This is a genomic window from Acidovorax sp. 94 (assembly GCF_003634645.1).
Taxonomy (GTDB): Bacteria; Pseudomonadota; Gammaproteobacteria; order Burkholderiales; family Burkholderiaceae_C; genus Acidovorax; species Acidovorax facilis.
Genome location: NZ_RBJA01000001.1, coordinates 1,474,099 through 1,496,484, shown reverse-complemented (window position 1 = coordinate 1,496,484; position 22,386 = coordinate 1,474,099). Strand labels below are relative to the sequence as shown.

Below are 22,386 nucleotides of genomic sequence, written 5' to 3'. Positions count from 1 at the left end.
AGGCGCCCGCAGGGCTGCAACTGGAAAGCCGCGATTATCCCACCGACCTCGCGGCCAGCACCAGCGTGTGGTTTTGAATAGAAATGGGTGCTAGCGCTTATTTAGCAAGCGCTAATTGCTATCAAAAACAGAGCTTTCGAATGGCTTGCAACAAAACGCTGTGCGGTTGCGCCCTTGGGCGTGCTAGCCCGCCGGCTGCGCCCCTTCGCGCAGCCCATAGCGGCGCACCACCTGGGCGCGTTGGCGCGGGTCGATGTTGATGTGGGTTGCATCGCGCCCCGCCATGGCCAGCAGGCGTGGGTCCATCACGCGGCGCCACAGGGGCGGCACGTAGGCCAGGGTGAACATGCCGAAGTAGCCAATCGGTAGCTGCGGCACATGGTCGAAATGCCGCAGCGACTGGTAGCGCCGCAGCGGATGCGCGTGGTGGTCGGAATGCCGTTGCAGGTGAAACAGCGCCCAGTTGGAGAACAGGTGGTTGCTGTTCCACGAGTGGTGTGGCTGGCAGGGCTCGTAGCGGCCGCTGGCGTCTTGCGTGCGCAGCAGGCCGTAGTGCTCTACGTAGTTGGCCGAGGTGAGCTGAAAGTTGGCCCAGAACGAGGCCACTACCAGAAACGGCAGCACGAAAAGGCCCAGCCACAGGGCCAGGGCGGTCCATAGCAGCAGGGTAATCAGCGCGGGCTGCAGGATTTCGTTGTGCCAGGAAAACTGCGGTTGTTGCAGGCGCGCCAGCCGGTCTTTCTCCAGCGCCCAGGCCCGGCGCAGGGCTCCGGGCATTTCGCGCAGCGCGAAGCGGTAGATCGACTCGCCCATGCGCGACGACGCCGGGTCGGCCGGGGTCGCCACGTCGCGGTGGTGGCCCCGGTTGTGTTCGATGAAGAAGTGCCCGTAGGCCGTGGGTGCCAGTACCAACTTGGCCAGCCAGCGTTCGAGCTTGGAGTTTTTATGGCCCAGCTCATGCCCCAGGTTGATGCAGAAGCCGCCCACCGTGCCCGTGGTCAACACCATGGCCAGCACACCATGCCAGGGCAACGTCTGCGTGGCCACAAACCAGGTGCTGAAGATAAAAGCCGCCCACAGCACCGGCACCAGCAGGTAGGTGATGCGGCGGTAGTAGCGGTCTCGCTCCAGCGCCGGCACGGCGGATTCGGGTGGGTTGCTCTGGTCCACGCCCAGCAGCCAGTCCAGCAACGGCGCCACCAGGTAGAAAAACGCCACCGGCGTCCACAGCACCAGCGCCCCGCCAGTCCAGAGCATGAGCGCTGGGCCCACGGCCACGGTGCAGGGCACCAACAGCGACAACAGCCACGCATACCGCTTGCGGTCGCGGTAGGTGGTGTCGTCGTTGCGGGTGGCTTGCAGCATGGTCCAGGGCGTAGCGTCGCGTGGTGGGGCGGCTCCGGGGAAGGAGAGCCATGCCAGTCATTCTGTTCAAGCGCCTTCGAAATGCCAGATCTTTTTGACCAAAGTGAGGCCGGGAGAAGATTGTTGACAATGCCGCCAACGGAGGTTCTCCGCGGGCAGGTTGCCCTGCCTCAAAACCGGGCATAGGAGCTATCGGCGATACTCCCGGCGCTTGCGATTGACGGTGGAACGACCGCCGCTGCCTGTTTTCTGCCTCCCCCCTCATGCACCACACCATTTTTGACACTCCGGTTGTCAACACGCTCCTGCGCGCCTTTTCCCGCTTTACGCTGCGCATTACCGGCTGGAAGATTGAAGGCGCCTTGCCCACCCACGCCGCCAAAAGTGTGCTGATTGCCGCGCCCCACACCAGCAACTGGGACTTGCCTTACACGCTGATGCTGGCGTTCTCGCTGCGCCTGCGGGTGTACTGGATGGGCAAACACAGCCTGTTCAAGGCGCCGTTCGGTGGCGTGATGCGCTGGCTGGGCGGCATTCCGGTGAACCGGGAGCAGTCCGGCAACCTGGTCGCCACGTCGGCCCAGGCGATGCGGGAGGCCGATGGCCCCATGCAACTCATCGTGCCGCCCGAGGGCACACGCGGCAAAACGCGGCATTGGAAGACAGGCTTTTACTTCATCGCCCAGCAGGCGGGCGTGCCCATCGTGCTTGCGTTTGTGGACTATGGCCGCAAGGTGGGCGGACTGGGGCCAGTGTTCGAGCCCACGGGCGACCTGGACAGCGATATGGCGCGTATCAAGGCGTTTTATGCGCCGATCCAGGGGAAGAACCCGAAGCAATTCGAGACCTGATGCAGGTCATTGAATTTTGGTAAAAATTGGCTCTATCGCTTATCTATAAAGCGCAAGCAGCTATCAAAAATGAAGTGAATGCGGGCGTTAATGGTGCTCACGCCCCCACACTGCGGCGATCAATCTTGCGGCTGAGCACGATGCTGGTCTGCGTCTGGTGCACGCCGTCCAGTTGCCCCACCTTGTCGAGCAGGGCATCGAGCTGCTCATGGCTGGTGCAGCGCAAGAACACCAGATAGTCAAACGGCCCGCTCACGGCGGATACCTCTTCGACCTCGGCCATGGCCTCCAGCGCGCGCAGCACGGTGGGCGCGGTTTTGGGCAGCACGCTGATGCTGCACCAGGCCCGCACGGTGGTGGCATCGAGCCGGGTGCCCAGTCGCACCCCGTAACCCGCGACCACCCCCGAGCGCTCCAGCCGTGCGATGCGCGCCACCACGGTGGTGCGGGCCAGCCCCAGCTTGCGTGCCAGCGTGGCCGTGCCCTCGCGGGCATTGGCCTGCAGCAGGCTCAGCAGCTGGCGGTCGGTGTCGTCCAGGGCCATCGGCTAGTCCTCAAAAAGTCATAACGCCCATCATATTCGCCGTTATTGCAAAACAAGGAGCATTTTTCGACGTTATTAGCGCTACACATTGACAGCTTCCTTGCCTAGCATCAAGGCATCTTCAACACCGCTCACTGCTTCACGCAGTGACCACCACCGGGAGTGCCGCTATGACCACCCTTTCCAACACCTCCACCGCCTCCCACGCCGCCACCCATCGCGCCATCACCATCCTGGGCGCGGGCCACATCGGCTTTGCCATGGCGCTGCTGCTGCAGCAGGCCGGCGACTACGACATCCTGGTGGTGGACCGCGACCCGGCGCGCCTGGCCGAGGTGGCTGCGCTAGGCGTCTCTACCCAGTTGGCGACAGACGACGCAAGCCTGCAGACCGCCATCGATGGCCGTTTTGCCGTGCTGAACGCGCTGCCGTTTCACCGCGCCGTGCCGGTTGCGACGCTTTGTGCCGGAGCGGGAGTGCACTACTTTGACCTGACCGAAGACGTGGCAAGCACCCAGGCCATCCGGGCACTGGCGGCCAACGCCCGCAGCGTGCTCATGCCCCAATGTGGTCTGGCCCCGGGTTTCATCGGCATCGTGGGCAACGATTTGGCGCGCCGTTTTGACACCCTGCACACGCTGCGCATGCGCGTGGGCGCGCTTCCGCGCTACCCCCAGGGCGCCCTGCGTTACAACCTGACCTGGAGCACCGAAGGGCTCATCAACGAATACTGCAACCCCTGCGAGGCCATTGTGGACGGAGTGCGCACCACAGTGCCCGCGCTGGAAGGGCTGGAAACCTTCGCGCTCGACGGTGTGGAATACGAGGCGTTCAACACCTCCGGCGGGCTGGGCACATTGACCGAGACGCTGGCAGGCAAGGCGCGCCAGGTGGACTACCAGTCCATCCGCTACCCCGGCCACAACGCCATCCTGAAGCTGCTGCTCAACGACCTGCGCCTGCGTGACCGGCGCGATCTGCTCAAGGACATTCTGGAGACGGCCATTCCGACCACCGACCAGGATGTGATCGTGGTGTTTGCCACCGCATCCGGCCTGAAGGGCGGCCGGCTGGTGCAGGACTCGTACTCCGCCCGCATCGTGGGCACCCAGGTGGGGGGGCACACAATTAGCGCTATCCAGCTCACCACGGCGGCGGGCATCTGCACAGCACTGGACCTGGTGGCCCAAGGCCGGTTGCCTCAGCGGGGTTTTATAGGTCAGGAAGCGGTGGGGCTGGGGGATTTTCTGGCTAACCGGTTTGGGGTGGCATATGCGGGGGAGCGCCTGAAAGTAGATTTAGCCGTATAAAATGGAAAATTGAAATTTATACGGCCAATGGACTATCTTCCCCTTCCGGACAGTGCTGCGCGGCAGTTCATCGACTCGATCACCATCTTCGAGGAGTACCAGCGCACCCGCAAACAGGCATCGCAATATGCGGGCGGCATGTACTGGAAGGCACAAGGCCCCTACGAATATCTTGTAAAGACCCAGCGCGACAACAGCCAGGAGCGCATCGGACCGCGCAATGAACAAACGGAGTGGGTCTACAAAGAGTTCACAAGTTGCAAGACAGCCGTGGAGGACCGCCTCAAGACTCTGCGCGCTGCGCTCACTGACGCTCAGCGGCTGAACAAGGCCTTGAAAGTCGGCCGTACCCCTGCGATGGTGATCGACATTCTGCAGGCGCTCGAAGACGCGGGCCTAGCGGAGCACTTCACCGTGGTTGGGACGCATTCGCTGTATGCGTACGAAAGCGCAGCGGGTGTGCGCATCGTGCAAGGCGCATTGGCTACGCAGGATGTGGATCTGCTGTGGGATGCCCGCCGCAGGGTGCGGTTCATCACCGAGATGGAGCGTTCGGACGTGTCGATGCTTCAGGTGCTGCAACGCGCAGACTCCACCTTCCAGCGCAAGGAAGGTCAAAACGAGACTGCCATCAACGCCAAAGGCTTTGAGGTGGACTTCCTGCGCAGGATGGCCGAGGGCGACGATCCGCACCCCTTCCGCTTCTCTTCCGACGAGGATGATCTGTGGCCTGTGCAGGCCGTCCGCGCTTCGGTACTGCCCACCGCGCCGCGCTTCGAGCACGTTGTGGCATCGGCCACCGGACACATGGCGATGATGCGCACCATCGCTCCGGCAACCTTCGTGAAATTCAAGCGTTGGATGGCAGAAAAAGCCCCCGCGCGTGAACCACTCAAGCGCAACCGGGACCGCCGCCAGGCCGACATCGTTCGAGGTCTGCTCGACCAAGGAATGCTGGTGTCCTGACTGTGAACTTCCGAGGGGTTAGCGTCCGCCAGGCTTCTGGTACATCCCCTCAATCGCCTCGGCAAAGTGCGCCATCAGGTTGTTGCGCTTGAGCTTGAGCGTGGGCGTCATGAAGGTGTTTTCAATGGTCCAGGGCTTCAGCGTCAGGTGCACCGCACGCGGCACGGCGTATCGGGCAAAGCTGGCGGTGTTCTTTTCGATGCGGGCCAGCACGGCGCGGTGCACGCTGGGGTGGTTCAGGCTGTCGGCGTCTTGGGCCGAAAGACCCAGATCGCCCGCCAGCCGCTGCCATTCATCGCGCTTGAGCACGGCCACGCAGGCGATGAAGGGGCGGTTTTCGCCCACTACAAAGGCCTGCTCCAACAAAGGGTCGGCCAGCAAGGCCAGCTCCAGGTCGCCCGGCGGGATCTTTTCGCCGGTGGAGGTGACGATGATTTCCTTGATGCGGCCTTTTATATAGATGCGGTCGTTCACGATCTCGGCCTGGTCGCCCGTGCCCAGCCAGCCGTCGGCGTTCAACATCTTGGCCGTGTCTTCCGGGCGCTTCCAATAGCCCTTCATCACGATGGGGCCGCGCACTTGCAGCTCGCGGTTCTCGCCAATGCGCACTTCCACACCGGGTAATGCCTTGCCTACGCAGGCGGGGTCGTTGTCGTCCAGTGCGTTGACCGACACCACCGGTGCGGTCTCGGTCATGCCGTAGCCCTGGATCAGCGGCAGCCCCAGGCCCAGAAAACACTTCGCAATGGTGGGCGACAGCGGTGCGCCGCCGCTTACCGCCACGCGCACGCGGCCGCCAAATTGGGCCAGTAGCGGCTTGGCCACCAGGGCCTCCAGCACCGGCCAGGGCAGGACAGCCATCCAGCCTGCGGCCTGGCTGCTGGCGTCGGGAGTCGGCGTGGGCAAGCCTTGGGCGGCGCAAAACCGCGCCCAGCCCTTGTTCTGCGCGGCTTCATACAGCTGCATCTTCCAGGGCGTGGGTGACAACTTTTCGAGCAGCTTGGCGTGGATGCGCTCGTAGATGCGCGGCACCGACACCAGCACCGTGGGGCGTACCGTCTTCAGGTCTTCGGCCAGTTGGGGCACCGAGCGCGCATAGGCCACGCAGCTGCCCGCCGCAATCGGCAGGTAGTACCCGCCCGTGCGCTCGAAGGTGTGCGACAGCGGCAGGAACGACAGGAATACGTCCTCCACCGTGGGCGCAATGCGCTCCAGCACCGCCTTCACGTCGCTGACCACGTTGTGGTGCGTCAGCATCACGCCCTTAGGCTTGCCGGTGGTGCCAGAGGTGTAGACGATGGCCGCCAGGTCGTCTGCCTCCGGGGCTTTGGGAACGGTTGCGCTGCCCGCATGTGCTACACCGGCCAGCCATTGCACCAGCGAACCGACCGCAGGGCCATCCCCAGACGCTGGTATTGCGGTGAGCGAGGCGCCGTCATCTGTGATGACCACTGCACGCAGGGCCGGAAATGGCGTGCCGACGGCCTGAATTTTTTCCCACTGCTTCACGTGGCTCACAAAGAGCATCGACGCCTCGCAGTCGGCCAGGATATAGGCAATGCTGCCGGGGTTGTCGATGGCATGCAGCGGCACGGGAACGCAGCCGGTGCCCAAGGTTGCCTGGTCCGCGCACATCGCGTTCAGGCCGTTGGGCAGCAGGATGGCGATGCGCGCCGCTGCGGGCAGTTGCATGGCCGCCAGGGCCTGGGCCCATGTGCCCACGCGTTGGGCTGTCTCAGCCCAGGTCAAGCTCGTCCAGGCTTGGGAGTTGGTGTCGAAGGCTCGGTATGCCTCGGAGTTGGGGGTGCGCGCAGCGCGGTAGGCGAGAAGCTGGGGCAGCGTTTGCACGCTGGCGATATCGGCGGGGGAGGGGGTCATGCAGGCTCTGCGGGGAAGTCGTCAGGCGCGGGATACGCCGTGGCCTTGGTGTAAACCCGGGGAATGATAGCGAGCGAACCAGCGGGATCTGGCGCTGCAACACGCTGTTGTGTTGCAAATGGTGCATTCCGATTTACGAAATGATGATGCGCTGCAATAGCGCGGCGAAAGCCCGAACAGACCAGATGCACTCGCTGGTGAATCGCTCGCAGGCCGTATTGCCGCGGGTCGTCTCTCAGGTCGCCGCTTCCAGCCCCTGTGCAAAATGCGCCTGCATCGCCTTCACCGTCGCCTTGGCATCGCGCGCTATCATCGCGCCGAGGATGGCGCGGTGCTCTTTCAGTGAATCCTCAATCCGCCCCTGCTTGAGCAGCGAGTTGTGGCGGTTGAGCTTCATCACCTTGCGCAAGTCGGCCACCATCTGGCTGCGCCATCGGTTGTCGGCCAGCTCCAGCAGCAGCATGTGAAAGCGCTCGTTGACTGCAAAAAAGCGCTCACGCTCATTGGCGGCTGCCTCCAGCTCGGCATGCAGGTCTTGCAATGTTTGCAGCTGAGCCGGTGTGGCGGTGGTGGCCACCACGCCTGCCGCATCGCTCTCCAGGAGGCTGAGCAGGTGGTACACGTCGCGCAGGTCTTTTTCGCTCATCTCCGTCACGTAGGCGCCACGGCGCACCTTCATCGTGACCAGGCCTTCGGCGGCCAGCACCTTCAGCGCCTCGCGCAGCGGGGTGCGGCTGATGCCGAATTCTTCGGCAATCTTCAATTCGTCAATCCAGCTGCCGGGCTCCAGCTCGCGGCGGAAGATGCGCTGGCGCAATTGCTCGGCGACTTCTTCGTACAGGGCGCGGGGCGTGAGGGTGAGGGCAGACATGGACGGATTGTAAGCTGCGAGGAATATTTTGAATCAATAATTATGAATGATGTAAACTCGCCGCCACACCACAGCACCCGTGCGGTCACCGCCTGTGCGCTGTGTTGGACGCCCCCATGCCATCTTCGGAGTAGCTTTCGCCATGAGTGACAAACCCACCAACAACGCCCCTGAGTTCGCAGCCGCATCGCTGGAGGCCTGGGCCAAGGCTGCCGCCAAGTCCGCGCCGGGTGGCGATGTGAGCGCGCTGAACTGGGTGACGCCCGACGGCATCACCCTCAAGCCGCTGTACACGGCCGAAGACACGGCCAGCCTGCCGTATGCCAACACGCTGCCGGGCTTTGAGCCCTACCTGCGCGGCCCCCAAGCCACGATGTACGCGGTGCGACCCTGGACGATTCGCCAATACGCTGGCTTTTCGACTGCGGAAGAGTCCAACGCGTTCTACCGCAAGGCCCTGGCTGCGGGCGGGCAGGGCGTGTCGGTGGCTTTTGACCTGGCCACCCACCGGGGTTACGACAGCGACCACCCGCGCGTGACGGGCGACGTGGGCAAGGCGGGTGTGGCAATCGATTCGGTCGAGGACATGAAGATCCTGTTTGACCAGATCCCGCTCGACAAGGTCAGCGTGTCGATGACCATGAACGGCGCGGTGCTGCCCGTGCTGGCAGGCTATGTGGTGGCGGCTGAAGAGCAGGGCGTCGCGCAAGACAAGCTCAGCGGAACCATTCAGAACGACATTCTGAAAGAGTTCATGGTGCGCAACACCTACATCTACCCGCCCAAGCCCTCGATGCGCATCATCGGCGACATCATTGGCTACACGGCCAGGAACATGCCCAAGTTCAACTCGATCTCGATCTCGGGGTACCACATGCAGGAAGCCGGGGCCAACCAGGCGCTCGAACTCGCTTTCACGCTGGCCGACGGCAAGGAGTACGTGAAGACCGCCATCGCCTCGGGCCTGGACGTGGACGAATTCGCCGGGCGTCTGAGCTTCTTCTGGGCCATCGGCATGAACTTCTATCTTGAAGTCGCCAAGATGCGCGCGGCGCGCCTGCTGTGGTGCCGCATCATGAAGGAGACCGGCGCCAAGAACCCCAAGAGCCTGATGCTGCGCACACACTGCCAGACCTCGGGCTGGTCGCTCACCGAGCAAGACCCGTACAACAACGTGGTCCGCACCACCATCGAGGCCATGGCGGCCGTGTTTGGCGGCACGCAATCCCTGCACACCAACGCGCTGGACGAAGCCATCGCGCTGCCCACCGAGTTTTCCGCCCGGATTGCGCGCAACACGCAGCTCATCATCCAGGAAGAGACCCACATCACCAACGTGATCGACCCTTGGGCTGGCAGCTACATGATGGAGAAGCTGACGCAAGACATGATGGATGCCGCCTGGAAGATCATCGAAGAGGTCGAGGCCATGGGCGGCATGACCCAGGCCGTGGACAGCGGCTGGGCCAAGCTCAAGATCGAGGCCGCTGCGGCTGAAAAGCAGGCGCGCATCGACAGCGGCAAGGATGTGATCGTCGGCGTCAACAAATACAAACTGGCCAAGGAAGACCCGGTCGATATCTTGCAGATCGACAACGTGAAGGTGCGTGATGGCCAGATTGAGCGCCTCAAGAATATTCGAGAAAAACGCGACTCTGCGCTCGTCCAGCAAGCCTTGGATGCTCTCACTTCTGCAGCAGAAAGCGGCGAAGGCAACCTGCTGGACCTGTCGATCAAAGCCGTGCGCCTGCGCGCCACGGTGGGCGAGGTGTCGGACGCTCTGGAGAAGGTTTTTGGGCGCCACCGCGCCGATACACAAAAGGTGACCGGTGTGTACGCAGCAGCCTATGACTCGGCCGAAGGCTGGGACAAACTCAAGACCGAAATCAACGCCTTTGCCGAAGAACAAGGCCGCCGCCCGCGGGTGATGATCGCCAAGCTGGGCCAGGATGGGCACGACCGGGGCGCCAAGGTGGTGGCCACCGCGTTTGCCGACCTGGGCTTTGACGTGGACATGGGCCCGCTGTTCCAGACCCCCGAGGAGTGCGCGCGCCAGGCGATTGAAAACGACGTGCACGCCGTGGGCGTGAGCACGCTGGCCGCAGGCCACAAGACGCTGGTGCCCGCCATCATCCAGTCGCTCAAGGATCAGGGCGCCGACGACATCATCGTGTTTGTCGGTGGCGTGATCCCGGCGCAGGACTATGAGCACCTGTACGAAGCGGGCGTGAAGGGCATCTACGGCCCTGGAACACCGATTCCGGCCAGCGCCAAGGATGTGCTGGAACAGATTCGCAAGGCTGTGGCTGCGTGAGTTTGGTGGAGTCGTCCATGTTGAGCTTGGGCAGCGTCGCCGCTGGGGACTTCGAGCCCATGGCCGATCTTCGCGCCGAAGCCCTGCGCGAAAGCCTGGAGCGCCTGGGCCGTTTTGACCCGGTGCGCGTGCGGGAGCGCTTGCGCAGCGCGTTCGAGCCTGCGTGCATGCGGCACATCCTCATCAGTGGCGAGCGTGTGGGCTACCTCACGCTCATTCCGCACGCAGGATCAAACAGCCTGCGCTTGCATCACCTCTACATCCACCCGGCTTCTCAGGGGCAGGGTGTGGGCGCCTGGGCGCTGGAATGGGTCAAGGCACAGGGTCGGGCTGCGGGTCAGGACATCACGCTGGGTGCGCTGCGCGGCAGCGACGCCAACCGCTTTTACCTGCGCCATGGCTTCCGGCTGGTGGAAGAGCAGGAGTTCGATCTGGAGTACCGGTGGAGCCCGGAGTTCGATGCACGCACGGCGGGGGTTGCACCATGAACCTCTACCAAGGAGTCGTGGGCCAACCCGGCCCCCTCCAGCGTCGCGCCATGTCCAAAGCCATCACCCTGCTCGAATCCACGCGGGCAGACCATCGCGCGCAGGCCGATGAGCTACTCACCCAATTGCTCCCCCACACCGGCAAGGCCTTCCGCCTCGGCATCAGCGGTGTTCCGGGCGTGGGCAAATCCACTTTCATCGAAGCCTTGGGCCTGTACCTGATCGGCCAGGGCCACCGCGTGGCTGTGCTCACCATCGACCCGTCCAGCACCGTCTCGGGTGGTTCCATCCTGGGCGACAAGACGCGCATGGAACACCTGTCGGTGCACGAAAAGGCCTACATCCGCCCCAGTCCCTCCAGCGGCACACTGGGCGGAGTCGCAGAGAAGACCCGCGAAGCCATGCTGGTCTGCGAGGCGGCGGGTTACGACGTGGTCATTGTCGAGACCGTGGGCGTGGGCCAGAGCGAGATTGCGGTAGCGGGTATGACGGATATGTTCGTGTTGATGCAGTTGCCCAACGCAGGCGACGACCTGCAGGCCATCAAGAAGGGCGTGATGGAGATTGCCGACCTGGTGGTCATCAACAAGGCCGACATCGACAAGAACGCCGCAACACGGGCCGAGGCGCAGATCACGTCGAGCCTGCGCCTGCTCAGCCAACACGGCAATCCGGAAAACGCACACCACGACGAAACGCTGTGGCACCCCAAGGTCGCGCAGATCAGCGCGCTGCTGGGCCAGGGCGTAGACAGCTTCTGGGCCGCCGTCACGCAGTTCCGCCAGTTGCAGACCGCCAATGGGCGGCTGGCCACGCGGCGCGAGAAGCAGGCGCTGGCGTGGATGTGGGAGCGCATCGACGCAGGCCTCAAGCTCGCGTTTCGCCAGCACCCGCAGGTGCGTGAGCTGCTGCCCCAGATGCAGGCCGATGTGGCCGCAGGACGTATTGCGGCATCGACTGCAGCAAGAAATCTGCTGCTGGCGCACATCCATCAAGCGCAAGCAGCTATCAAATAAATAGTAGACACCAACCCATTCACCAAAGGACGACCATGCAAGACATCCTGGATCAACTGGAGAAAAAACGTGCGCTGGCACGCCTGGGCGGCGGGCAAAAGCGCATTGATGCGCAGCACGCCAAGGGCAAGCTCACGGCACGCGAGCGCATCGAGCTGCTGCTGGACGACGGCACGTTCGAGGAATGGGACATGTTCGTCGAGCACCGCTGCACCGACTTTGGCATGGAGGACAACAAGATCCCCGGCGATGGCGTGGTGACGGGCTACGGGATGATCAACGGCCGCCTGGTGTTTGTGTTCAGCCAGGACTTCACGGTGTTTGGCGGTGCGCTGTCTGAAACCCATGCCGAAAAAATCTGCAAGGTAATGGACCAGGCCATGAAGGTGGGCGCGCCGGTCATTGGCCTCAACGACTCGGGCGGTGCGCGCATCCAGGAAGGTGTGGCGTCTTTGGGCGGCTATGCCGACGTGTTCCAGAAGAACGTGCTGGCCAGTGGCGTGATTCCGCAGATCAGCATGATCATGGGCCCCAGCGCCGGTGGCGCCGTGTACTCGCCCGCCATGACGGACTTCATCTTCATGGTGAAGGACAGCTCGTACATGTTCGTGACCGGCCCCGAGGTGGTCAAGACCGTGACGCACGAAGAAGTCACCGCCGAAGAACTGGGCGGCGCCGTGACGCACACGACCAAGAGCGGTGTGGCCGACATGGCGTTTGAGAATGACGTGGAGGCGCTGATGATGCTGCGCCGCCTGTACAACTACCTGCCGCTCAACAACCGCGAAAAAGCCCCGGTTCGCAAGAGCAACGACCCGGCCGACCGCATGGACCTGAGCCTCGACACCCTGGTGCCCGAGAACCCCAACAAGCCCTACGACATGAAGGAGCTGATCCTCAAGACGGTGGACGACGGGGACTTCTTTGAGCTGCAGCCCGAGTACGCCAAGAACATCCTGATCGGCTTTGCCCGCATGGAAGGCCAGACCGTGGGCATCGTAGCCAACCAGCCGCTGGTGCTGGCGGGCTGCCTGGACATCAAGAGTTCCATCAAGGCCGCACGCTTTGTGCGCTTTTGCGATGCGTTCAACATCCCGGTGGTCACGTTTGTGGATGTGCCCGGCTTCATGCCCGGCACCAGCCAGGAGTACGGCGGCATCATCAAGCACGGCGCCAAGCTGCTGTACGCATATGCCGAGTGCACCGTGCCCAAGATCACCGTCATCACCCGCAAGGCCTACGGCGGCGCGTACGACGTGATGAGCTCCAAGCACCTGCGCGGTGACGTGAACCTGGCCTGGCCCAACGCCGAGATCGCGGTGATGGGCGCCAAGGGCGCGGTGGAAATCATCTTCCGCGAAGACAAGAACGACCCGGTGAAGCTGGCCGCGCGTGAGGCGGAATACAAGCAGCGTTTTGCCAACCCGTTCGTGGCCGGTGCACGCGGCTTTATCGACGATGTGATCCTGCCGCACGAGACACGCAAGCGCATCTGCCGCTCATTGGTGATGCTGCGCGATAAAAAGCTCGAAAACCCGTGGCGCAAGCACGGCAACATCCCACTGTGAGCGGACAAGGAGCATAAGAACATGTTTACGAAAATCCTGATCGCCAACCGTGGCGAAATCGCCTGCCGAGTGATTGCAACGGCCAAGAAAATGGGCATCGCCACCGTCGCCGTCTACTCCGACGCCGACAAGGAAGCCCGCCACGTCAAGCTGGCCGACGAGGCCGTGCACATCGGCGCGGCGCCATCGCGCGAGTCGTACCTGCTGGCCGATAAGATCATTGCTGCCTGCAAGCAGACCGGCGCGCAGGCCGTGCACCCCGGCTACGGCTTCCTCTCGGAGAACGAAGCTTTTGCCAAGCGCTGCGAAGACGAGGGCATTGCCTTCATCGGCCCCAAGGCGCATTCGATTGCGGCCATGGGCGACAAGATCGCGTCCAAGAAGCTGGCCAACGAGGCCAAGGTCAACACCATCCCGGGCTACAACGACGCGATTGCCGGGCCCGAGCAGGCGGTGGAAATTGCCAAGGGCATTGGCTACCCCGTGATGATCAAGGCCTCGGCCGGTGGCGGCGGCAAGGGCTTGCGCGTGGCGTTCAACGACAAGGAAGCGTTTGAAGGCTTTGCCAGCTGCCAGAACGAGGCCCGCAACAGCTTTGGCGACGACCGCATTTTCATTGAGAAGTTCGTGCAGGAGCCGCGCCACATCGAGATCCAGGTGCTGGGCGACAGTCACGGCAACGTGATTTATCTGAACGAGCGCGAGTGCTCCATCCAGCGCCGCCACCAGAAGGTGATTGAAGAGGCACCGTCGCCCTTCATCAGTGACGCCACCCGCAAGGCGATGGGCGAGCAGGCGGTGCAACTGGCCAAGGCCGTCAAGTACCAGAGCGCGGGCACGGTGGAGTTCGTGGTCGGCAAGGACCAGGACTTTTACTTTCTGGAGATGAACACCCGCCTGCAAGTGGAGCACCCGGTGACGGAGTGCATCACCGGCCTGGACTTGGTGGAGCTGATGATCCGCGTGGCGGCGGGCGAGAAGCTGCCGTTGACGCAAGCCGATGTGAAGCGCGACGGCTGGGCCATCGAGTGCCGCATCAACGCCGAAGACCCGTTCCGCAACTTCCTGCCTTCCACCGGCCGCCTGGTGCGCTTTCAGCCGCCGGAAGAATCCATGTTCCAGTCCGACACCAGCAAGAAGCTGGGCGTGCGCGTGGACACGGGCGTGTATGAAGGCGGCGAGATCCCCATGTACTACGACTCGATGATCGCCAAGCTCATCGTGCACGGCACCGACCGCAACGATGCGATTGCCAAGATGCGCGCGGCACTCAACGGGTTTGTGATTCGCGGCATCAGCAGCAACATCCCGTTCCAGGCCGCGCTGCTGGCGCACCCCAAGTTCGTGACGGGCGACTTCAACACCGGCTTCATTGCCGAGAACTACGGCAAGGGCTTCCATGCCGAAGACGTGCCGCACAGCGACCCTCTGTTCCTGGTGGCGCTGGCCGCGTTCATGCACCGCCGCTACCGCGCGCGCGCCTCGGGCATCAGCGGCCAGCTGGCCGGGCACGAGGTGAAGGTGGGCGAGGAGTTCGTGGTGGTCACGCTGGGGGCCGAGGGCCAGAACCAGCACCACGAGGTGACGGTGTCCGACTTTGAAGACAAATCGGGCTCCAGCGCAGTAACAGTGGGTGGTAGTAGCTACCAAATCAGTAGCAATGCCACGCTGGGCCAGATCCGCGTGCAGGGTGCCTGCAACGGCCAGGGCTTTACGGCACAGGTGGAGCGGGGCGTGGGCAAGAACCCGCTGGCACTGCGCATTGCGCACAACGGCACGCAGATCGATGCGCTGGTGCTGTCGCCCCTGGGCGCCAAGCTGCACAAGCTGATGCCGTTCAAGGCACCGCCGGATCTGTCTAAGTTTCTGCTCTCGCCCATGCCCGGCCTGCTGGTCGATGTGGCGGTGCAGCCGGGCCAGAAGGTGCAGGCGGGTGAAAAGCTGGCCGTGATCGAGGCCATGAAGATGGAGAACATCCTCTTTGCCGCACAAGACGGCGTGGTGGGCAAGATCACAGCGGGCAAGGGCGAGTCGCTGGCGGTGGATCAGGTGATTCTGGAATTTGTCTGATGCCGCCTTCGCCTCGCGCTCCATCCTGCAGCCTGCGATGACGGCGGTGGCTGTGCGCACGCTGCTGGCGCTGGTCGGCGGGGTGCTGTTTCTGGACGGCGCGGTGCTGATGGTTCTGGGGCACTTCAACCTGGGCACCATGTTGCCCGTTGCGCTGGGGGCGTTGTTTCTGGCCATTGTGGTGTGGTGGGCACCCCTCACGCGCTGGCGGCACCATGACCGGCGGCGTCAGCAGTGGTGGCGCGTGGGCTGGTGGGGTTTGGCGGCGTGGATGCTCAGCGTGGTGGTTTTCTGGGTTTTCTTCTTGCGGGGTGCTGGCGTTTCTCCGCCAGAGGCACCGCCTGTGCAGGCCATTGTGGTGCTGGGAGCGGGCATCCAGAACGGACAGCCCCGCCCGGCACTTGCGGCGCGGCTGGACACAGCGGCCGCGCTGGCCCGCTTGCAGCCTGAGGCGCTGATCGCTGTGTGTGGTGGGCAAGTTTGGGGCACTACAGATACCGAGGCGGAGGTGATGGCGCGCTATCTGCAAGAACGCCACGGTATCGCGCCGGAACGCCTGGTGCTGGAGAAGGACAGCACCAGCACCGAGCTGAATCTGGCGTTAAGTCGCCCCTTGCTGGAGGCGCGCGGTGTTGCCGCCACGGTCCCGCTCGCGCTGGTGACCAGCGACTTCCACCTGCCTCGTGCTCTGCGCATTGCCCAGCGCCATGGCTTTACCCACATGGTGCCGGTAGCGGCACCCACGCCCCTGGCCACGCGCTACAACGCCTGGCTGCGCGAGTACTTCGCCACGCTCAGCAGCTGGGTGTTGAACGAAGGGTAGCCGGGAGCAAGGTATTTTTAGGTCAAATTGGCCTCTGGCGCTTTATCCATAAGCGCAAGCAGCTATCAATCAAGGAGCAAACACAATGACCACATCCCTTCATCGCCCGTTCAAAGTCCTGGGCATCCAGCAGGTCGCCATTGGCGGCACCGACAAGCAGCGCATGAAAACCCTGTGGGTGGACATGCTGGGCCTCACCCAAACCGGCACCTTCCAGAGCGAGCGCGAAAACGTGGACGAAGACATCCTGGCCATGGGGCAGGGTGCCTACAAGGTCGAGGTGGACATCATGCAGCCGCTGGACATCGACAAAAAACCCGCCGTGCACACCACGCCGCTCAACCACATTGGGCTGTGGATCGACGATTTGCCCAAGGCCGTGGAATGGCTCACGGCCCAGGGCGTGCGTTTTGCGCCCGGCGGTATCCGCAAGGGCGCGGCGGGCTACGACATCACGTTTTTGCACCCCAAGAGCAATGACGAGTTTCCGATTGCGGGCGAGGGCGTCTTGATCGAACTGGTGCAGGCCCCGGCCGACGTGATTGCTGCACTGGGTTCATAGTTGCGAAAAATCGTTCTCCAAAGCGCACCAACGTCGGCCATCTCCCGGCGCTGCTCGGCTGCACAGAGTGCCAGATGGGAGCAGATAACCACCACAACTGGGCTGTTGAAGGCGCCAAGAAACTGACTGCCCCAAAGGCCCGGCAAGTTCAATCAACCTGCAGCCTTCTGCTCCTAAAAGATTCAGAACTTGACGGTTGTTGATGCCTCGTTTTTCTTGGCATCTTTTGTGACCCTGTGGCGTGCTTTTGTGCCGTTTTCTCGTCCAGAATCCGCCCACCTCGCAGCGCGCCATGCCAAATCATCCGTGGTGTGCCGTGCGCGCGGTGTCGCTAAACAACTTCTTAAGCCTCGGGTGGCTCCGTGCCACGGTGGGGCGAATGCCTTGAAGGGAATTGATCGCCATGTCCTCCACGACCCTTGCCATGCCCGCCGCCCAGCCTGTGCCGCCAGCACCCACCGTACAAAACGTCCAGGTGCATCGGCGCCCAGCCACTGCCACCTCACAAGGCCCGTGGAGCGTGGAAGCCATCCAGGCGTTGCTCGACAAGCCCTTGATGGACCTGCTGTTTGAAGCGCAGACCGTGCACCGCCAGCACTGGCCTGCGGGCGACATCGAGCTGGCCACGCTGCTGTCCGTCAAAACCGGCGGCTGCCCCGAAAACTGTGGCTACTGCCCGCAGGCGGCCGAGTTCGATACGGGCGTGAAAGCCGACAAGCTGATGGAGGTGGACGAAGTGGTGCGCGCTGCCCAGGCTGCCAAGGATGCGGGGGCCACGCGCTTTTGCATGGGCGCCGCCTGGCGCGCGCCCAAGGACCGCGACATCGAAAAAGTCAGCGCCCTGATCGGTGCCGTGAAGGGCCTGGGCCTGCAGACCTGCGCCACCCTGGGCATGCTCGAATCGCACCAGGCGCAGGCCCTCAAGGATGCGGGGCTGGACTACTACAACCACAACCTGGACACCGCCCCTGAGTACTACACCGATGTGGTGAGCACCCGCGCCTACCAGGACCGGCTGGACACACTGGCGCATGTGCGCAGCGCGGGCATCAGCGTGTGCTGCGGTGGGATTGTGGGCATGGGCGAGGCGCCCGTGCACCGCGCTGGCCTGATCGCCCAGCTGGCCAACCTGCAGCCGTACCCCGAGTCGGTGCCCATCAACAGCCTGGTGCGCGTGCCCGGCACGCCCCTGGCTGACAGCGAGCCCATCGACCCGTTCGATTTTGTGCGCATGATCGCCGTGGCCCGCATCACCATGCCCAAGGCCCGGGTGCGCCTGTCCGCAGGGCGCCAGCAGATGGGCGAAGCCGTGCAGGCGCTGTGTTTCATGGCGGGCGCCAACTCCATCTTTTATGGCGACAAGCTGCTGGTGACCGGCAACCCCGATGTCGAGGCCGACGTGCAACTGCTGGCCAAGCTGGGCCTCAACGGACACCGCACCACCACTTCCTCTGAAAGTGGGGCAGAGGAAAGCGCCGCAGGCGCCTGCTGCTGAGAGCGTGGCGGTTAGCCGCCGCTGCTGCTGACGCTGCCTTCGCCGATGACCACACCCTCGGTAGAGAGGTCCTGGGCAATGCGGTCGCGTTGCGCCTGCAGCGCATGTTCGCTGTCGGCAAACTGCTGCGCAATGCGCCGGAACTCTTCGGAGAGCGAGAGGAAGGCGTCCACCATGTCGGGGTCGAAGTGGCTACCTCGGCCGTCGCGGATGATTTCTACCGCCGTCTCATGGGAGAAGGCGGCCTTGTACACGCGCTCGGAGATCAGCGCGTCATACACATCGGCCACCGCCATGAGCCGTGCCGACAGGGGGATGGTGTTGCCCACCAGCCCTTCGGGGTAGCCTGAGCCGTCCCACTTTTCCTGGTGGCTGTAGGCGATCTCCTTGGCGTAGCGAAAGAACGGGTTGTTTTGCGTGGTTTCGGTTTCTGCCGCCACGATGGCGTCCCGGCCCAGCGTGGTGTGGGTCTTCATGATCTCGAACTCTTCAGGCGTCAGCTTGCCCGGCTTGAGCAGGATGCGGTCGGGGATGCCAACCTTGCCAATGTCGTGCAGGGGGGCGGACTTGAAGATCACCTGGATGGCGTCTTCCGTGAGTTCGTCGCGAAAGCGCGGATGGTCCTGCAGCTTGCGGGCCAGCGCTTCCACATAGTGCTGCGTGCGGCGGATATGGTTGCCGGTCTCGTTGTCACGCGTTTCGGCCAGCGATGCCATGGCGCGGATGGTGGCGTCCTGCAGCTCCGCCAGGGCGCGCGTGCGGTTGGCCACCTCCTGCTCCAGAAAGTGGTTGTGGTGGGCCAGCAAATCCCGCCCTCGCTTGAGCTGCAGATGGTTGCGCACGCGCGCCATGGTGATGGCGGGGTTGACGGGCTTGGTGATGTAGTCTACTGCGCCCAGCTCCAGCCCCACCGTTTCGTCGTCGGTGGCGCTCATGGCGGTGAGGAAAATCACCGGAATGTCTTCGGTCTCGGGGTTGAATTGCAGGCGCCGCAGCACCTCGTAGCCATCCATGTCCGGCATCATGATGTCGAGCAGGATCAGGTCGGGCCTTTCGGCCGCCACGATCTGCAGCGCGCGTTCGCCGGTGGGTGCCAGCTTGACCTTGTAGTCGGGGCGCAGGAGGTCGCTCATCAGCGACAGATTGCCCGGGGTGTCATCCACCACCAGCACCGTGCATTTGCCGCTCAATTCCAATGGGCTATTCATGAACTGGGTCCTCCTTGTGTTGTATATCGTTCCCCGCCTTGCGCAGCACGTCGAGCGCATCGGCAAAGAGGTAGTTGTCGAGCAGCCGCTTCATGTCGGCGTAGGCGGGGCCCAGCAGGGCCTGAAGACTGGGGCCGGAGTCCTTGAACAACTCGATGGCGTCGGAATCACTGTCTTCCAGCAGGGCGCCAAGGCGTTCCACCAATGCGCGGGCCTGCGCGCCATCCAACGGGGTTCTGGCAGCGCTCCCCGTGCCGGGCGTGTCTGCCTCAGGGGGCAGGGCGCTCTGCAGCGCAGCCACCAGGGTCTGGCAGGCGGTGTCTACGGGCGGGAGCAGGGCTTCGAGGGCGTCGGCGATCGCGTTGTGTGCAATGGCTTGCTCCGCCGCGCCTGCCAGTTCGGCCAGGCCCACCGCGCCTATGGTGGCAGCGGTACCTTTGAGTGTGTGCATGGCGCGCTGCGCCGCCTCTGGCTGGCCGGCCGCGAGGTGCGCGCGCGCTTCTTTCACCGCGCTGCCTTGTCCGGCCACGAATTTGCGCAGCAGGCTCTCATAGGCCGTACGTTTGCCGAGTACACGCCGCAGCCCGGCGGCGGTGTCCAGGCCTTCGATGTGTGTCAGCGGGTCGGGGGTGTCCGCCAGCGCCAAGGAAGGAGCGCCAGGCATTGTAGGTTGCAGGGCAACAGTCTTGCCGCTGGCGCCTCCAGAGTGCGGCAGTGCAATCCATTGCAGCAGGGCGGCGAACAGCGCGTCGGGGTCAATGGGCTTGGCTATGTGGCCGTTCATGCCCGCTTCCAGGCACTGCTCGCGGTCGCCGCTCATCGCGTTCGCGGTCATCGCCAGCACCGGCAGGCGCGCCCAGGCGGGGTTCTGGCGCAATTGGCGCGTGGCGGTGAGGCCGTCCATCACCGGCATCTGCATGTCCATGAGGACGATGTCATAGGTGCCTCGGGCCAGCATGTCGAGTGCGGCCTGGCCGTTGTCGGCCACATCCACCACCAGCCCGGCGCTGGCCAGCAGTTCGCTGCCCACCTGCTGGTTCAGGTCGTTGTCGTCCACCAGCAGCACGCGCGCCCCCTGGATCGATGCCAGGTTGGCGCCCCGTGCCGCTGAGGCTGGCAGGCGCCGCCCGTCGTCCACCCGCTGCGCGCCCCCCAGTGCCCGCATGGCGGCATCAAAAAGCTGAGATGGGTTGACGGGCTTGGTCAGCATCAGCCCGATGCCGGTGCGTGTGAGTTCGGCCAGAACGTCGTCACGCCCATGCGCGGTGACGATGACCGGGCGCGGAGGGTGGGGCAGTTGGGCCAGCTGGCGGGCGGTTTCAAAACCGTCCATACCAGGCATCTTCCAGTCCAGAAAGGCGATTTCGCAGGGCCTGCCTGCCAGGTCCGCGGCGCGTGCCAGGTCCACGGCCTGCGCCCCCGAACTGGCCAGCGTGACCGAAAAACTCATGCTGGACAGCAGCTCGGCCAGGATCTGCCGGGCCTGTTCGCTGTCGTCCACCACCAGCACGCGGCGGCCACGCAGGTCGGGTTCCGGCAGCAGTGGCCGCTGCACGGCCGCGCCCAAACCCAGTCGCGCCGTGAACCAGAAGGTGCTGCCCTTGCCCGGCGCGCTGTGCACGCCCGCCTCGCCGCCCATCAGGCTGGCCAGTTTCTTGGAAATCGCCAGGCCCAGGCCGGTGCCGCCGTACTTGCGCGTGGTCGAGGTGTCGGCCTGCTCAAATGAGCGAAACAGGCGCGCCTGCTGTTCTTCGGTCAGGCCGATGCCCGTGTCCTGCACTTCAAAGCGCAGCAGCACGCCCTGGGTATCCCGCGCTGCTTCGCGTACCCGCACGATGATCTCGCCCTCGTCCGTGAACTTGACGGCATTGTTGGCGTAGTTCACCAGGATCTGCCCCAGCCGCAGGGGGTCTCCACGCAAGTCGGCGGGCAGGTGGGAGTCCACGTCGAACATCAGCTCCAGGCCTTTGCTGGCGCATTTCTCGCCCAGCAGGTTGGCCACGTTGTCGAGCACGGCATGCAGGTCGAAATCCACCACCTCGACTTCGAGCTTGCCCGCCTCGATCTTGCTGAAATCCAGGATGTCATTGATCAGGCCCAGCAGGTGCTGTCCCGACCGCTGGATCTTTTCGACGTAGTCGCGCTGGCGCGCGGTCAGCTCGGTGGCCAGCGCCAGGTGGCTCATGCCAATCACGGCGTTCATGGGCGTGCGGATCTCGTGGCTCATGTTGGCCAGGAAGTCTGATTTCATGCGCGATGCGTCCTCTGCCTTGGCGCGGGCCACCTCCAGTTCATCCTCATGTTCCTGCAGCGCGGCGTTGGCTCGCTGCAGCTCCGTGGTGCGCTGGGCTACCCGGGCCTCCAGGGCTTCCTCGTTGCGCTTGAGGGCTTCCACCAGCTCGGCCTGGGCCTCCAGGGCCTGAGAAGTGGCCTTTTCACGCTGGAGGAACTGGCGCGCCATGGCAATGGCCAGCAAAAAGGTCAGGATGGCCTGGAACGCGGTCAGCCCGGTGGTCAGCAGGGTCTGGTGCTTGACCTCTTCGTTGCGCCGGTCGCCCAGCAAGGCGGAGATGCGCGATGCCTGCAGCGACAGCTCTTGAACGATGTCGCGCAGCTTGTTCAGCTCGGCCCGCAACAGACGCATATTTGTCTGGCTCGATGCCGCGTCCACACTCTGCCCGAAATGGTTGTCCCCTGCGGCGACAAACTTCTGCAGTGCTTCCAGGGCTGTGGCGTAGATCGGTTCCTCCTGCATCAGCGTGCGGGCGGTGCCGCTCTCCAGCGCGCTGAAGCGGCTCAGGAACAGGTCATAGCGCAGCTCCAGCCGGTCCATGGGCAGGCTGGGTGGGTCCAGCTCGAACTGGTGCAGGGCGTGGTCGAGTTTTTCGTACTCCACATTGAGCTGCAGGAATGACCACAGGGCATTGACGTCGCCCCGGCGCATGACCGCCTCGACGCTGCGGTACTGGTGGTACTGCACCCCGGCAATGGCCACATACGCGACCACCAGGCCCGCGATGATCAGCCGCAGAAAGTGCTTGCCCCGGATCATGGTGT

17 protein-coding genes are annotated in these 22,386 nt (G+C 63.8%); 11 read left to right on the top strand and 6 right to left on the bottom strand.

All coding sequences use genetic code 11. From position 1 onward, the window contains the following. Positions 1-183: 183 nt before the first annotated feature. Entirely contained in the window at positions 184-1,365 is a 1,182-nt protein-coding gene (locus C8C94_RS06995; RefSeq protein ID WP_121420214.1) for an alkane 1-monooxygenase, read from the bottom strand. 263 nt (positions 1,366-1,628) lie between these two features. Here C8C94_RS06995 and C8C94_RS06990 point away from each other — a divergent pair, with 263 nt between their 5' ends. Beyond that, a complete protein-coding gene (locus C8C94_RS06990; RefSeq protein ID WP_121420213.1) occupies positions 1,629-2,216 on the top strand; it encodes a lysophospholipid acyltransferase family protein in 588 nt (195 codons plus the stop codon). A 97-nt stretch (positions 2,217-2,313) separates the two neighbouring features. Here C8C94_RS06990 and C8C94_RS06985 read toward each other — a convergent pair whose 3' ends face one another. Beyond that, positions 2,314-2,760 carry an Lrp/AsnC family transcriptional regulator gene (locus C8C94_RS06985; RefSeq protein ID WP_121420212.1) on the bottom strand — a complete coding sequence of 149 codons (447 nt, stop codon included), beginning with the start codon at positions 2,758-2,760 and terminating at the stop codon, positions 2,314-2,316. Between the two features lie 170 nt (positions 2,761-2,930). On the opposite strand from C8C94_RS06985, the gene C8C94_RS06980 reads away from it, so the two are divergent. Further along, a complete protein-coding gene (locus C8C94_RS06980; protein WP_121420211.1) occupies positions 2,931-4,070 on the top strand; it encodes a saccharopine dehydrogenase family protein in 1,140 nt (379 codons plus the stop codon). Between the two features lie 27 nt (positions 4,071-4,097). Beyond that, positions 4,098-5,036, top strand: coding sequence for a GSU2403 family nucleotidyltransferase fold protein (locus tag C8C94_RS06975; RefSeq protein WP_121420210.1), 939 nt, complete (start codon positions 4,098-4,100; stop codon positions 5,034-5,036). 18 nt (positions 5,037-5,054) lie between these two features. Here the strand turns inward: C8C94_RS06975 and C8C94_RS06970 are convergent, their stop codons facing one another. Together C8C94_RS06970 and C8C94_RS06965 are read right to left on the bottom strand one after the other, a co-directional pair. Continuing rightward, positions 5,055-6,914 carry a long-chain fatty acid--CoA ligase gene (locus C8C94_RS06970; RefSeq protein WP_121420209.1) on the bottom strand — a complete coding sequence of 620 codons (1,860 nt, stop codon included), beginning with the start codon at positions 6,912-6,914 and terminating at the stop codon, positions 5,055-5,057. Between the two features lie 235 nt (positions 6,915-7,149). Next, on the bottom strand, positions 7,150-7,785 hold the full coding sequence (locus C8C94_RS06965; protein WP_121420208.1) for a GntR family transcriptional regulator: 636 nt from the start codon (positions 7,783-7,785) through the stop codon (positions 7,150-7,152). A gap of 142 nt (positions 7,786-7,927) precedes the next feature. Here C8C94_RS06965 and scpA point away from each other — a divergent pair, with 142 nt between their 5' ends. From scpA to bioB, 8 genes are all read left to right on the top strand, one after another. Beyond that, a complete protein-coding gene (gene scpA, locus C8C94_RS06960; protein ID WP_121420207.1) occupies positions 7,928-10,099 on the top strand; it encodes a methylmalonyl-CoA mutase in 2,172 nt (723 codons plus the stop codon). 17 nt (positions 10,100-10,116) lie between these two features. Continuing rightward, positions 10,117-10,587, top strand: a complete 471-nt coding sequence (locus C8C94_RS06955) for a GNAT family N-acetyltransferase (protein WP_233573425.1) — start codon at positions 10,117-10,119, stop codon at positions 10,585-10,587. After that, a complete protein-coding gene (meaB, locus tag C8C94_RS06950; RefSeq protein WP_121420206.1) occupies positions 10,584-11,603 on the top strand; it encodes a methylmalonyl Co-A mutase-associated GTPase MeaB in 1,020 nt (339 codons plus the stop codon). Before C8C94_RS06955 ends, meaB begins: the two co-directional genes overlap by 4 nt. Before the next feature lie 35 nt (positions 11,604-11,638). Continuing rightward, complete coding sequence (locus tag C8C94_RS06945) at positions 11,639-13,171, top strand: acyl-CoA carboxylase subunit beta (RefSeq protein ID WP_121420205.1); 1,533 nt, start codon at positions 11,639-11,641, stop codon at positions 13,169-13,171. Between the two features lie 21 nt (positions 13,172-13,192). Next, positions 13,193-15,241, top strand: coding sequence for an acetyl/propionyl/methylcrotonyl-CoA carboxylase subunit alpha (locus tag C8C94_RS06940; RefSeq protein WP_121420204.1), 2,049 nt, complete (start codon positions 13,193-13,195; stop codon positions 15,239-15,241). Next, the gene (locus C8C94_RS06935; RefSeq protein ID WP_370449742.1) at positions 15,234-16,064 is read left to right on the top strand and encodes a YdcF family protein; all 831 of its coding nucleotides are present in this window, start codon (positions 15,234-15,236) and stop codon (positions 16,062-16,064) included. Before C8C94_RS06940 ends, C8C94_RS06935 begins: the two co-directional genes overlap by 8 nt. 85 nt (positions 16,065-16,149) lie before the next feature. Next, positions 16,150-16,626, top strand: a complete 477-nt coding sequence (locus C8C94_RS06930) for a VOC family protein (protein WP_121420203.1) — start codon at positions 16,150-16,152, stop codon at positions 16,624-16,626. A 394-nt stretch (positions 16,627-17,020) separates the two neighbouring features. Next, positions 17,021-18,121: a biotin synthase BioB gene (bioB, locus tag C8C94_RS06925; RefSeq protein ID WP_121420202.1), complete on the top strand. Its 1,101-nt coding sequence runs from the start codon at positions 17,021-17,023 to the stop codon at positions 18,119-18,121. Between the two features lie 11 nt (positions 18,122-18,132). Here bioB and C8C94_RS06920 read toward each other — a convergent pair whose 3' ends face one another. Then, positions 18,133-19,329, bottom strand: a complete 1,197-nt coding sequence (locus tag C8C94_RS06920; protein WP_121420201.1) for a two-component system response regulator — start codon at positions 19,327-19,329, stop codon at positions 18,133-18,135. Then, positions 19,322-22,381 carry a response regulator gene (locus tag C8C94_RS06915; RefSeq protein WP_121420200.1) on the bottom strand — a complete coding sequence of 1,020 codons (3,060 nt, stop codon included), beginning with the start codon at positions 22,379-22,381 and terminating at the stop codon, positions 19,322-19,324. The genes C8C94_RS06920 and C8C94_RS06915 overlap by 8 nt, the downstream gene beginning before the upstream one ends. Between the last annotated feature and the right edge of the window lie 5 nt (positions 22,382-22,386).